This window comes from Sphingobacterium lumbrici (assembly GCF_006476045.1).
In the GTDB taxonomy this organism is placed as follows: domain Bacteria; phylum Bacteroidota; class Bacteroidia; order Sphingobacteriales; family Sphingobacteriaceae; genus Sphingobacterium; species Sphingobacterium lumbrici.
This window is the reverse complement of the sequence record NZ_SRZY01000002.1, coordinates 22,171-36,486: the sequence shown is the minus strand read 5'-3', so window position 1 is coordinate 36,486 and position 14,316 is coordinate 22,171. Positions and strand designations below refer to the sequence as shown.

At 38.8% G+C, this 14,316-nt stretch carries 10 protein-coding genes; 5 read left to right on the top strand and 5 right to left on the bottom strand.

The genetic code is table 11. From position 1 onward, the window contains the following. Entirely contained in the window at positions 1 to 1,896 is a 1,896-nt protein-coding gene (locus tag E4F24_RS00505) for an OmpA family protein (protein ID WP_140936650.1), read from the bottom strand. 880 nt (positions 1,897 to 2,776) lie between these two features. Continuing rightward, positions 2,777 to 3,400, bottom strand: coding sequence for a 7-carboxy-7-deazaguanine synthase QueE (locus tag E4F24_RS00500; RefSeq protein ID WP_140936649.1), 624 nt, complete (start codon positions 3,398 to 3,400; stop codon positions 2,777 to 2,779). 190 nt (positions 3,401 to 3,590) lie between these two features. Here E4F24_RS00500 and E4F24_RS00495 point away from each other — a divergent pair, with 190 nt between their 5' ends. Further along, positions 3,591 to 7,208: a DUF7507 domain-containing protein gene (locus E4F24_RS00495; protein WP_140936648.1), complete on the top strand. Its 3,618-nt coding sequence runs from the start codon at positions 3,591 to 3,593 to the stop codon at positions 7,206 to 7,208. Between the two features lie 67 nt (positions 7,209 to 7,275). Here the strand turns inward: E4F24_RS00495 and gap are convergent, their stop codons facing one another. Genes gap through pfkA form a run of 3 tightly spaced genes read right to left on the bottom strand, consistent with a single transcriptional unit; the run spans position 7,276 to position 10,119 of the window. Then, on the bottom strand, positions 7,276 to 8,271 hold the full coding sequence (gene gap, locus E4F24_RS00490; RefSeq protein WP_140936647.1) for a type I glyceraldehyde-3-phosphate dehydrogenase: 996 nt from the start codon (positions 8,269 to 8,271) through the stop codon (positions 7,276 to 7,278). Positions 8,272 to 8,276: 5 nt separating this feature from the next. Further along, positions 8,277 to 9,125: a hypothetical protein gene (locus E4F24_RS00485; RefSeq protein ID WP_140936646.1), complete on the bottom strand. Its 849-nt coding sequence runs from the start codon at positions 9,123 to 9,125 to the stop codon at positions 8,277 to 8,279. A gap of 10 nt (positions 9,126 to 9,135) precedes the next feature. Continuing rightward, positions 9,136 to 10,119: a 6-phosphofructokinase gene (pfkA, locus tag E4F24_RS00480; protein WP_140936645.1), complete on the bottom strand. Its 984-nt coding sequence runs from the start codon at positions 10,117 to 10,119 to the stop codon at positions 9,136 to 9,138. 151 nt (positions 10,120 to 10,270) lie between these two features. Between pfkA and E4F24_RS00475 the strand changes: the two genes are divergently transcribed. The 4 genes from E4F24_RS00475 (at position 10,271) to E4F24_RS00460 (ending at position 14,217) form a co-directional block, all read left to right on the top strand. Beyond that, positions 10,271 to 10,927, top strand: a complete 657-nt coding sequence (locus E4F24_RS00475; protein WP_140936644.1) for an NUDIX hydrolase — start codon at positions 10,271 to 10,273, stop codon at positions 10,925 to 10,927. Positions 10,928 to 11,118: 191 nt separating this feature from the next. Next, positions 11,119 to 11,721, top strand: a complete 603-nt coding sequence (locus E4F24_RS00470; RefSeq protein WP_140936643.1) for a TetR/AcrR family transcriptional regulator — start codon at positions 11,119 to 11,121, stop codon at positions 11,719 to 11,721. Positions 11,722 to 11,726: 5 nt separating this feature from the next. Then, positions 11,727 to 13,064 carry a TolC family protein gene (locus E4F24_RS00465; protein ID WP_140936642.1) on the top strand — a complete coding sequence of 446 codons (1,338 nt, stop codon included), beginning with the start codon at positions 11,727 to 11,729 and terminating at the stop codon, positions 13,062 to 13,064. A gap of 94 nt (positions 13,065 to 13,158) precedes the next feature. Continuing rightward, on the top strand, positions 13,159 to 14,217 hold the full coding sequence (locus E4F24_RS00460) for an efflux RND transporter periplasmic adaptor subunit (RefSeq protein WP_140936641.1): 1,059 nt from the start codon (positions 13,159 to 13,161) through the stop codon (positions 14,215 to 14,217). Positions 14,218 to 14,316 lie beyond the last annotated feature (99 nt).

Below are 14,316 nucleotides of genomic sequence, written 5' to 3'. Positions count from 1 at the left end.
CTATTTCAAAATCTTAATTTCTGTTCGTCTATTTAGTTGTTTGCCCTCTTCGGTTTCATTGGTAGCGATAGGTCTCTCGTCGCCTAATCCTAGGGTTGTGATTCTGTTTTTAGCAATCCCGTTTGCACATAGATAATTCGCTACCGCTATCGCTCGGTTTTCGGATAATTTTTGATTCAGATCTTTTGTGCCTGTATTATCCGTATGTCCGCTGACTTCGATCATAATAAGCGGATTTAGCTTTAGGAAAGCCAGCAATAGTGTTAGATCGCTTTTTGAGGTAGGTAATAATACGTATTTATTGATATCAAAGTAGATGTTATTTAATGTGATCGTGCCACCAACTTTTATAGGCTGGAGAAGGATATTTGCTTCAAATTTTTCGTTAGTGAATTTTAGATCGTCCAGTGCATATTGTTTGGAATCAAACAGGTATCCTTGATGTTGAATATGGACAGCATAATTAAAACCTATGGGGAGGGTGGCGATGAATTTTCCATCTATATAGTCGGCAATATCTTCATATACCACCTGTTGGTTGTCAGTATTTGTTACACTGACCTTTGCTGCCAATGGACGGTTGTTTTCTGCATCGATAACTTGTCCCTGAATATAAGCTACAGGATCGGGCATGATTAATTGTGATAGTTGAAAGGTAAATATATCTAGCTGCCTGCTGGAGTCCTGAGCAGCTAAATAACCTAATTTACCATTTATACTGACGTGGATTGCAGTTTGATTATAGTGGTTGTTTATGGGTTTGCCTAAGTTTTCGGGGTGTGACCAGTTGCCTGCTGTATCTACATGGCTTAAAAATAAATCTAACCTTCCGAAACCAGGCCATCCATTTGATGCAAAATATAAGGTTTTATTATCCGCATGAATGTAGGGGGCGCTCTCGTCAAAGGGCGTGTTGATTTCTTTTCCCAGATTCTCTGGATTTCCCCATTTTCCCAACTCATTTAATGTACTTTTCCAGATGTCATAGCCTCCGATTCCTCCGGTACGATTGCTTACAAAATACAAAGTTTTACCGTCGGCAGATATTGCAGGCTGTGACTCCCAGCCCTTTGTGTTAATTGGTGCACCTAAATTATAAGGCGTACCCCATTCGCCATTTTCTTTTTTGGAAACATAGATGTCGCAGCTTCCCATTCCATTGGGTCTATTACATCCGGTAAAAAACAAGTACTTTCCATCCGGTGAAATGCAATGTGCCCCCTCATTAAACGCTTCTGAATTAATCTTTCCCGTCAATTTCTTAGCTTCCGACCAATTGTTAGAGTCAAATTCACTTTCGAAGAAATTTTCTTGATTGTTTACTTTCCGCGTGAATACAATTGTCTTGTTGTCAGCCGTCAATTTGGGAAAGTACTCATCATCTGATGTATTTATTGTCGTGGGAAGCTTTTGTAAATGAACTGTATTTTGTTCGGTATATTTAATTGCAAAAAGACAATCGGCGATGTACTTATCTATTTGCCTCCTGCTTTTTTCAGTCAGATTATTTTTTGCATAATCTTCTAGATAGGTAAGAGCTTCCTGATATTTTCCTTCATTAAGCAGCGATTCCCCTAATCCGTATTTAGTTAAGGAGGTTAGTTTAGGATCGAGTTTTAATACACTTTTATAATATTCTATGGCTTGTGCGTAATTCTCTGTTTGGCGATGTATGTCGCCCAGTTGCTGGTATGCAGTTGCGAAGTCAGGGTCCAATTCTACAGCTTTCTTCAAGTAGGAAACCGCTAGATCTGTTTGTTGTAAGCGAAGATTTTTATTGGCGGTTTCATAAGCCTGTTGCGCTTTTTTATTTGAGGAAGGAAGTTGCGCGTATATCAGATTAGCTTCGATACCAAAGCATAAATAAAAACTTATGACCGTGAATAAGAGTTTCATCTGTTTATTTCCTGTTTTTTAGTTGTCAGATGGAGCCTTTGATGACTAAAAAACTCATTGCCCTGTGTGCTTAATGATTTTTTTAATCATGTCGGGTTCATATACCAATTGCCTTATGGTATAAACTTAGATAAAATGCGTTGTATTCACAAACGCAGCTTGCGAGCTTATTCATGTTATTGAAGGCAAACATTAATGAATAACCGAACATCGTGAGCTCATTCATGCCATTGAAGGCAAATATTAATGAATAACCGAACATCGTGAGCTCATTCATGCCATTGAAGGCAAACATTAATGAATAATAAATACCTTAGGTTTAGTAATTTAGTGTTTAAAATAAATGAAGGTTTGTTTTATACTAATTTCTTTTGTCGCTCGCCGCGACAGGGCATTCCTTTTTTCCGCAAAAAGGAATCAAAAACTCGTCGCTGTACCGGCTCGACACGACGGTTCACCATTCCTGCAATTGTCGACCCGCTAAGGCGACATTTGTCGGGTATGTAAGGATAGTGCTTTATTCTTAAGTATTACTTTATTCCTCAGCTGATTAAAAAAAACGGCCTTAGCGGATTTGGACGTGCAGGCCGCAGATGATGTGTTGCAGAAGCGTACAATCAGCACTTAACCAAGCAGATCTCAGCCTTTGCTTTGGGACGGAGCGGTGGAGGCCTAAGAGCTGCGCACTGCATCATCGCGTAGCCGGAACGACAAATACGATACAGCCTTGACTCTTTGCTTCTTTCTCGTCAAGGAGAAAGAAGGAGCCCTGCCACGGCTAGTGGCGGAAAGGTAATGAGAGGGGCATTAACAAAATTGCAAAAGAAAAACCTTCGGTTTTATTACCCTCTCAACTTTTACAATCAACCTTAACCTCTTGCTAAGGGATATTCAGATACTTGTGGGTTTGCAGTGAAATTTCCCATTTAGGGTTATTTTTAACGTAGTCAATGATTAAAGGAGTCATTTCTGAAGCTTTAGACCATTCCGGTTGCAGGTATAGTTTGCATTGATCCCCGACAAATTTAGCATGCTCTTCTGCCCATTCAAAATCACTTTTGTTAAAAATAATAATTTTCAGCTCTCCAGCGGCATTTAGCACATCCGGACGTGGACCTTTAAATTTTTTAGGAGAAAGGCAGATCCAGTCCCAAAATCCGCTTAAAGGATACGCTCCGGAAGTCTCTATAAATGTTTTTATTCCAGCTTCTTTCAGCTTTCTGGTTAGATAATCCAGGTTGTATATTAAAGGTTCACCACCTGTTATTACCACCGTTTTGGAAGGGTATTGCTTTGCATTTTCTACTATTTGGTCGGCCGAAGTAAGCGGATGTAGCTCCGCATTCCAGCTTTCCTTTACATCGCACCAATGACAACCTACGTCACACCCTCCTAATCGGATAAAATAGGCAGCTTTTCCGGTATGGAATCCTTCACCCTGTATGGTGTAAAACTCTTCCATTAAAGGAAGTCGAGTGCCATCCTCTGGTACTTGATGTGACATTGCAAATAGTAATTAGGCTGCAAACTTAGATAAAATGCTTTGGATTCACAAGCCTATTGCTCTTCATTGGAGCCTATTTGCTAAGACAGATTAGTGAGGGTAAACTTAATACGGATGTTTAACCTGGGAAACTTGCAGGTATAATTAACTTTGTCTAAGTTTGTGTATTGCCTTGATTATTAATGCCAATATGCATATTGTAGCTAAATTAGTACTTTTTGTTCTATTTATATCAAAGTTTACCACCATCTTAGCGGATGGTTCAAAAGACTTATATCCACGTGACGTACGGGGAAACAGGGCTTTTTTTAGTGCATTGCCTTTTGTTGGCTATACTTCATTTTCTGATCTGGGAGCACACTATGCTTATGCACGTGTCGGCGAAACCTTAGCGGTAGCGTCCAGTGCGCAAAATGTAGGCAATGGAAGAATTCGGGTAACATCTCCTTCAGGTAATAGCGTAGTGATGACGGATAATTCAGACGTTGGGCGTATTATGGCGACGGGATTGTACAGCACGCGAGGGGCTGAATTGGCCGGACCGAGGATAGGTTATACTCCCCGTGAGATTCCCGTCGATGAAGAAGGAATATGGCGGATAGAGTTTATACCTCCCTCCGGTGAAATTGTGCAGCCAGGTGGAACCACTCCTCCGTTAAACCCGGCTGATGGGATTTGGCATCAATCAGATAGAGGCTACTTGATAGCGGCCTGGGATATTTCGGTGAGGAATACAACAGATACAGAATGGATTGCGGGCAGGGTATATACCAATGTGCTTAATCTGTATTTGAATGGTGAATCTTTAGATAAAGAAGAAGGCGCTTTTTATGGTGTAAATTATGTATTGACCAAAGACGGATACGTATATAAAGTAGATGGGAATGGGAGTCATGGCATTCAGTTTTCATATTTTGTAAATAACACCGGGTTTCTGGACGGGGAGGGAAATCCAAGTTATAAAAGTTCAAACCAAGGCTATAACGCATATATCCATAATCCATTACTTGCGGATGTAGACAATGGTTATATCACGCATAAGATGTTATATACCATGCCTGATCCTGGTTTACCACCAACAAGTACAGGGGTTGTTCCGGGGGGCTCTACCTGGTTGTTGAATTCCATCCAGGTGGCCGAAATCAAAAATATAAGTTTGACCGGAAGTGAGGGAACCCCTAATCACGTTAATTTGAAAGGGAGTAAAATTAGCTTTGAAACAAATTATGCAGGCAGATATAAAATTACGATCAGGTCAAGAGATCCCCAATATTCTTTTGAACAACGTGATATATTGATGCAAGCTACAGTGGGTAGTAACCAATATATCTGGGATGGCAAGGACGGGGACGGAAATCTTTTGCCTCCGGGTCGAGACTATCCCATTGAGATATTGATCGGTTCAGTAGAAGGAGAAATACACTTTCCGTACTTTGATATGGAAATCAATCCCAAAGGTATTTTGGTAAAACGAATGAATCCGGATGGTAGTGTGAATGGTCCGGCCATTATGTATTGGGATGATAGTGAAATATCCCCGGGGCTGTTGGAAGAACAGTCTGATCCACTTATAAATCTAGATGGAATACCTAGTGATGAAAATGGCCACAAATGGGGGTCGTATCGACGTTCAACGATATCGAATCAAAGTGTGAATAACAACTACGGTGCTTCCAGCTTTGGAAATAACAAAGGCATGGATACCTGGTCATATACCGTTCAGGTACAGGAAAGTGTGGTAAAAGCAGCAACGGTTGAAATTGCAGATCTCGAAATTGTTTCCATCGAACCCGATAAAACGGAGATCGAATTGGACGAAGTCATTACCTATACCGTTGTGGTGAAGAATAACGGACCTTCGGATGCGAATAACAGTGCTTTTTCGTTTAGTTTGCCGGAGGGTTTCATAATTAGTACAGCCGCTCCTTCGAATTTTTGTGGTACCGTTCATTCAGTGAACATCGTTGCAAATAATGTCGACGGAACGATAGATCTTCCCAATGGATGTCATTTGATTTTTACGATAAAAGCTACAGCGAATAACGTACCGGATGCTACGTATGGATTTGTAGATGCTTTGGGGGGAGTGGTTCGACCGAGAGATTTCACCGATCCTGATGCAACTTCCGGTAATACCGAAGCGGTATCTCCGGGTACTGTATTCGATGAATGTATGGAGGGGTGTAATAACATGATATTGAATACCGATGTGTTTCTGCTGGAACCTTATCACGAAAGAGGGCAATTGCAGCTCTTGAAAACAGTAAAGCATATCGATTCTAACCAATCCGGTTTTCAGGAAGCAGGTGAGCTACTGGAGTACACCTTTACCATTCGTAATTCAGGCATGGTGCCGGTAACAGACATCTTTGTACAGGATCCATTGCTGGGGAATACTAATTTGGTGCCACCAAAGACATTTCTAGATAAAGAAGGAGATGAAGTATCATTTACAGTTCGATACACGATTACCGCCGATGATGTAATAAAGAAACAGGTTACCAATTCTGCCGTAGTAAAGGGTAAGAATCCAAGAAAATTTGACGTAACAGATGTTTCAGGTACTTCTTTCGAAGATGACGAACAAACCGTTATCGATATCGACACCAAACCTATTTTGCAACTCAGGAAATCTGTTATCAACAAGGGGACCGGTGAGAATAATCAGTTTACCCTAGGCGATCAAATTGTCTATCACTTTGAAATTCTTCATTCAGGTTATTTGGCCGTGTCAGATCTACGATTGCGTGATAAAAATATACAAGAAGCTGATATGCTAGTTTCTCCTTTTACCTTACAGAATGGAGGAACGATACACACAGCAACATACATCGTTAATCAATCGGATATTGATAGGGGGTATGTGGAAAATACAGCCCTCGTATTTGGAACAGACGAAAAGTATCAGTTTGAGATTTTTGACGTTTCGGGTAATACATTCGATGATGACAACCCTACAATAACTGTTGTAGCTATACCACCAAAGGCGATTGTGGATTCGATAATATTTTTTCAGGGAAATAACGCTCGGATTAATGTCTTGGACAACGATGCTGCCGGATCCAGTACTATTGAGGTCAATTCGATACGTATAACAGAACATCCCAGCTACGGTGAAGTTTTTGTGGAGGGAGATGCGATTTGGTACTATCCCCTTAGTAACCTTGTTTACGGAGAAGACACCTTTTTTTATTCAGTCAAAGATAAAAGTGGCCTTTGGAGTAATGTAGCTGAGGTAAAAATCTTCATCCGACAAACGGTACCGGTGGCTGTGGACGATCAGATAAAAATCGGATATAATAACCGAGGAACTGTTAAGCCTTATATCAATGATTATGTTGAGGGAAGTTTTATAAACATTGAAACGGTTAATATTTTATCCTATCCTACATACGGAACGATTAAACTAGTAGGGAATGGAGATGTTGTTTATGTACCGAATGAGAATTTTACGGGATTTGACGAGTGGACTTATCAGATTCAGGATAAGAATGAGAACTGGTCTAATCCTGCTAAAATAACTATTGAAATTACAGGTTTCTTTTTGCCGAATACCATTACCCCTAATGGAGACAATAAAAATGATACGTTCGTTGTTATTGGTACCTATCTATTTGACAGGATGGAGTTGGATATTATAGATCGATTTGGAAAATCAGTGTATAAAAATTCGAATTACCAAAATGATTGGGACGCGTCTAACCTTTCTGAAGGTACATATTTTTACATTTTTACAGGGCATAAAATAAATGAAAAATCGGTTGTCAGAAAAGGCACTGTACTCATTACGAAAAAAATAGATTACTAATCCTGTTATAAAAGAAAATGGAGCTAACACTGTTAGCTCCATTTTTTATAAGACAAGAGAAATAGAATTATAATTTTCCAATTTCTTGTACCAGGTCGATGATTTTGTTTGAATAACCCCATTCGTTATCGTACCAGGAAACGACTTTCACGAAGTTGTCATTCAATGAAATACCCGCTTTAGCATCGAAAATAGATGTGCGTGCATCTCCTAAGAAATCTGAAGAAACTACCTCATCTTCTGTATAACCTAAGATACCTTTTAATTCACCTTCTGAAGCTTCTTTCATGGCAGTTTTAATATCTTCATAAGAAGCACCTTTATTTAAACGTACTGTTAAGTCAACAACTGAAACGTCGGCAGTAGGGACACGTAAAGACATACCTGTTAATTTGCCTTTCAATTCCGGAAGGACCAAACCAACGGCTTTTGCAGCACCTGTAGAAGAAGGGATAATATTTTGGTAAGCCCCACGACCACCTCTCCAGTCCTTTACAGATGGACCATCGACAGTTTTTTGAGTCGCTGTTACAGCGTGTACAGTCGTCATTAAGCCTTCTACGATACCAAATTTATCATTTAATACCTTAGCGATAGGCGCTAAACAGTTTGTGGTGCAAGAAGCATTTGAAACGATATTTTGATCTGCTTTCAATTCTTTGTGGTTTACCCCCATTACGAAAGTAGGTGTATCATCTTTTGCCGGCGCAGACATCACCACTTTTTTAGCACCAGCATCGATGTGTTTTTGAGCCAACTCTTGCGTCAGGAAGAAACCTGTAGATTCGATGATTACTTCAGCACCGACCTCACTCCATTTCAAATTAGCCGGATCTTTTTCGGCAGTTACGCGTATTGTTTTTCCGTTAACAACAAGATTGCCATCTTTTACTTCTACGGTGCCGTCAAATTGGCCGTGTGTCGAGTCATATTTTAGCATATAAGCCATATAATCCGGCTCTACTAAGTCATTAATACCCACCACTTCGATATCAGCACGTTTTACTGCAGCTCTAAATGCTAGACGGCCAATACGGCCAAATCCGTTAATTCCAATTTTCATTTTTATCAGTTTTTATTAATGTAATATTTTACTAAGTTTTGTATAGGATCTTTTAATATGGTTCCTATGTTTAAATGATATTCTGCGCCGATCTCCCGCAGCCAATCTGAATAATTGTTCGCGACTGATCCCGTAAAATGAATGGTTTGATCGGGATATTGATCAGAAAGGGGTATCAGATACGTTTTAACAAAAATTTCCAACCCCTTTTTTACAATAGAAGCGATATAATGATCCTTTTTGTTTTCCAATATAAAATCAGCAAAAGACGTTAGAAATATATTAGGATTTGGGTTGTTGTAAATCTTTTCCAATATAATTTTTCGATCTATGGCATGTTTTATCAACAGCTTTTCGCGTATCCCTGTTGGAAGGGAATCGGTGAGAAAGTCCTTTAATATCTGTCGCGCTAACCAGTTTGTCGATCCCTCGTCTGCCAGAATATAGCCTAACCCATAGTTGTTCTCGATGATTTTTTTACCGTTATAGAAAGCTGCATTGGATCCACTTCCTATTATTCCTATAATGCCTTTTTCATCGCCAAAGGTAGATAGGGCAGAAGCTGCTAAATCATGGTTTACTTTTACCTTCGCATGAGTAAAAAAGGTTTCAAATATCTTTGCTGTTTTATCTTGGCGATCTTTGGAAGAAGCACCGGCACCAAAGAAGAATATTTTCCGAATTTTTTCAGCGTTATACAACAATTGTGTATTCTTATTCAGAAGCTGATTTACAAAATTTTCATCTTGGATATATGAGTTTATTCCAGCTGTTCGAAAACCATGGAGTACTCTTCCCTTATCTAAAAGCCTCCAATCCGCATAACGTGATCCTGTGAAAATAACTAAAACCATACTGTTTACCTTAAATAGACATTACTTTCGCAATTTCTAACAATTCTTCATTCAATTTGAATTCCCTATTATTTAAGGCTTCTTCCAGCGGAGTGGTAATCATATCTATCCCTCTAATACCAACAGTAGCGCCTGAATTGCCTTTTAATAACTCCCTAACAGCAGTGTAGCCCATTCGTGTAGCTAACACACGGTCGAAACTACTTGGCGCTCCACCACGTTGAAGATGTCCTAATATACTAACTTTTATGTCAAAATGATCAAATTTTTCTTGGACATGCTTTGCTACATTGTACACGCCACCATTTTTATCACCCTCTGCTATAATGACGATCATGGAACTTTTGTTACGTTCTTCTGCGTGTTCTAATAAATAGATTAACTCCGCAATGGCGGTTTCTTTTTCGGGTAAAAGTATCGCCTCAGCACCTCCGCCTACTCCGGCCTGCAACGCAATACATCCCGAATCACGACCCATTACTTCTACAAAAAATACCCTATTGTGCGAAGCTGCAGTATCTCTGATTTTATCTATCGCCTCAATAACGGTATTATTAGCCGTGTCATATCCTAACGTATAATCCGAGCCGTAAAGATCGTTATCTATTGTGCCGGGTATACACATTACAGGAATATCGTATTCCTGTGATAATATCTGTGCTCCGGTAAAGGTTCCATCTCCTCCGATTGCTACTAAGGCATCTATGCCTTCTCTTTTTATGTTTTCGTACGCTGTTGCTCTTCCTTCTTTGGTTTTGAACTCCAAACAACGTGCTGACTTTAATATGGTTCCTCCCTTATTTATAATAGAGCTGACAGACCGACTCGTCATATTAGTAAACTCTCCATCTATCATCCCTTGGTATCCGTGATAAATGCCTGTTACTTTTTTATTTTCATATAAGGCAGTTCTTACAACTGATCTGATGGCTGCATTCATTCCAGGCGCATCCCCTCCAGATGTAAAAACACCTATTCTGTTAATTTCTCTCACTATAATTTAGTTTAGCTCATACGAATATAGTGTGTATTTCTTACACTATTAAATTTTTCTATGATTTTTTTTGTTTATTATACATTTTTTAAGCAATATTGCTTGCAGTTCTAGTTACTTAACAATTTGTTAATACTTAATTTTTAAGGTTTTGTTATCACATTTTACAGTTGACTGCGTAATATACACCTTTCATGAAGCTCAATTAAAAATATTATTGACGGAAAGGAATGAATACCCATATAAAGGGTGGTGGGCATTACCTGGTTTTTTTATTGAGAAAGACGAGGAGATGGAAGATGCTGTAAAACGTATTTCCTATGAGAATACCGGACTTAAAGACATTTATCTGGAGCAATTGGCGGCATTTGCCGGTGTAAAAAGACATCCTGAGGGAAGAATTCTTACAGTTGCCTATGTGGCCTTAGTACGCTACGAGAATGTTAAAAATAAGGTGAAACCTGTTACATCTTATATGAAGCAAGCTAAATGGTATCCCATTAATAATCTGCCCGATTTAGCCTTCGACCATCGGGAAATTATTCAATTAAGTGTAGAAAAGTTAAAGAAACGTTTGTCTTATTCTTTAGCTCCTTTTGAATTGTTGCCCGAAAAATTTACATTAACACAACTTCAACAAGTTTATGAAGCACTCCTGGGAGAAGCGTTAGATAAGCGTAATTTTCGTAAGAAAATGAATAATCTAGGCTATTTAAAAGAACTGGATGAATTTCAAACCGGAGTCTCCTATCGGGCTGCCCGGCTTTATAAATTAGATAGACGAAAATTTCAGAAACTTTTTGAGTAAACTATTTTGAAATAAGCTTTGTCCCGATGAAGCATTCGCATGTGATTGTTCGTTATATGCACATGAAATTCTAGCCGCTATATTGTCATTGCAATGTTTTTTTAAGTAATCTTTCTTGAAATATATTATTCATTTTATATTTTTGAACAATTTCTGTTAAAAGTCAGAAATAAAAAAGGAGAGATTGATAAATGGATAATCGTAAAGAGGAGATTATAGAGGTTGCGATAAAGCGCTTTTCACATTATGGTTTTAATAAGACCACAATGAACGAAATCGCGGAGGATTTGCGGATTACAAAGGCAAATTTATATTATTACTATCCGGATAAAAACGCTTTAATCAGAGATGTTTTATGTGCTATAGCGCAGGAAGCCAATCAACGTGAAGTCGCTATCATAGATGAATATCATCATAATTTGATGGAGACGTTGTTTGCTTTATTGGAATTGCGTTCAAGTTATGTTCGAAAGTATTATGTACTGCATCTCTGTGAAAATTTAGAATGGATCAAGGGGTTGGAATTTACGAATGTCTTGATTGAATTTCATCAAAGAGACATTTTCAATATCAAGCAATTGTTAACAAAAGCAATCACTGCCGGAGAAGTGAAAATTGAAGATGTTGATTGTGCCAGTTTATGTTTTGTGGAGATTGTTCGGGGACTGGGAATTATGCATAATATCGCTGATATTGTAACGGGGCTTCCCAACGTCAATAAAGTGGATAAAATTTTAGAAAGCCAAAAAAGGGCTGCGGAGTTTATTTTTGAAGGGAAAATAGTTAGTACATAGATAGAATGAAAAGAATAAAATTAATCACTGTATTGTTATCCGGTATTTTTGCTGGTAATTATTTGTATGCGCAGGAAGTTTTGACACTTCAAGATGCCGTCAAATTTGCACTGGAGAATAAGGCTGAAGCAAAAAAGTCTAAGCTGGAATTGGAAAATGCACAATATCAAATTGATGAAGTGCGGGCAGGTGCCTTGCCGCAGATTACCGGGTCGGGGTCACTGACTTATAATCCCATGATTCAGGAGAATGCACTTACGATGACTCCGGAAGGAGGAGAGTCAACATTGATGTTTATAAAATTTGGACAACCGTGGCAAGCTACCAGTACTTTGGCCGTAAACCAGCAGATATTCAATCAGGCGTTGTTTACCGGGTTAAAGGCTGCCAGAACTACCCGTGAGTTTTACATTATCAATAGCCAACTCACAGAAGAGCAGTTGATAGAGAAAGTGGCCAACGCATATTATGAAGTTTTTCAATCGACTCTGCAATTGCAAACTATTCAAAATAATCTAGATAACACGACGAAAACCCACAACGTTATTAAGGGGTTAGTAGAAGCTGGGTTAGCAAAAAAAATAGATCTGGATCGGATATCGGTTAATATAAATAATTTGGAGGCTCAAAAGCAACAGGTTATTAATGCCAATCAGCTGAGGGAAAATGCACTTAAGTTTGCTATAGGTATGAATATATCACAGGATATCGAGCTACCGAAGGAAACTTTTGATGTAAATATAGAGGTATTACAGCATGAGGCGAATTTATCCAATAGATCTGAGGTCTTGTTACTGGGCAAACAATCTGAATTGTTGGAATTGAACAAGAAATCAATTGTTGCCAATTATTATCCATCACTTTCTTTTACGGGGAATCTTGGCTATACAGGTTTTGGTGAAAGCCTCCCTTTGTTTAATAGGAATGCTAATAAATCTACGTTTTCTGCTGTTGGACTCAATCTTTCTATTCCTATCTTCAATGGAGGAGCTACTAAATCTCGTGTAAATCAGGCTGACATCCAAATCAGACAGCTGCAAGTTGATATAGAGAATACGAAATTAGCATTAAATCTAGCGCATGAAAATGCGAAGTCACAGATTAAAAATAGCTTGCTGACCATCAATTCCAACAGATTAAATGTTAATTTGGCAAAGGAAGTATTAGACAATACCGAAAATAATTATAGAAATGGATTAGCGACATTAACGGAACTATTGGATGCAGAGACAGCTTATGCAGAAGCGCAGAACAACCTGAATACTTCGCTGTTAAACTATAAAGTAGCAGAAGTCCAGCTAATTAAATCAAACGGAAATTTAAAATCATTAGTAAACGAATAATTAACTGAATACAATATATAAAATATTCATGTTGATGAACATATAAACACACATGAATATTCTATATGACAATTAAAAGTCAAATAATATAGATATGAAACGTGCAATTATTACTGTAATTATTATCGCTGCCGTGTTAGCAGGAATTTTTTACATATTGAATAAAAACAAGGCTAAGAATGAGCAAGAGACAGCAGAGGCAGCTGTTACAAATGCGACTGTTGCGGTACGTATTGATACGGCACGTAAGCAGTCGGTAGATTTAGCTTATTTAGCAAACGGAACTTTTATGCCTAAGCAGGAAGTGACTGTATCCGCAGAAGCAGCAGGTCGGGTAGTGCGTGTATTGGTGGATGAAGGTTCACGCGTCAGTGCGGGTCAGACATTAGCTGTTGTAGAAGGCGATAAACTGAACGTTACGGTGGCCAATGCCGAGGCAGTATTTAACAATGCCCAAGCTGATGTGCAACGCTTTGAAAGCGCTTATGCAACGGGAGGGGTCACCAAACAACAATTGGATCAGGTGAAACTACAATTCGAAAATGCGCGGAATAATCTTCAATCTGCAAAATTAACAGCGGGAGATGTCACTATTAAAACGTCTGTTTCAGGTATTGTCAATTCCCGGAAAATTGAACCGGGGACTTATCTAAACATAGGTGCACCTGCATTTGATATCGTTAATGTAAGCACGTTGAAATTGCGTGTAAACGTAGATGAAAAGAATGTAGCTACGTTGAAAGTAGGGCAAACGGTGAGTGTAACAGCCAGTGTGTACGCAGATAAACAGTTTACCGGTAAGATTACATTCATTGCGCCCAAATCCGATGGCAATTTAAACTTTCCTGTCGAAATAGAAATTGCGAACAATACCAATAATGATTTACGTGCCGGAATGTATGGAACAGCCCGATTTGGAAACGAAGACACCGCTCATGTGTTAGTTATACCAAGGACAGCATTTGTGGGTAGTGTGAGTGATAATAAGGTATTTGTGGCCGCAGGAGATAAAGCAATAGCTACGCAAGTGGTTTCAGGTCGTAATTTTGGTGATTTTATTGAGGTAATAAGCGGAGTTAATGAAGGCGATCAGGTGATCGTATCCGGACAAATTAATTTGTTTGATCAAACTCTTATTACCGTTATTAAGTAAACGATAAAGCTGAATACATGCTTCATCGCTTTTAGAAAACAACCGAAGAGTAACGAGTTCATCTATTCCATTGAATTCTTATACTTATACGGCCGAAGG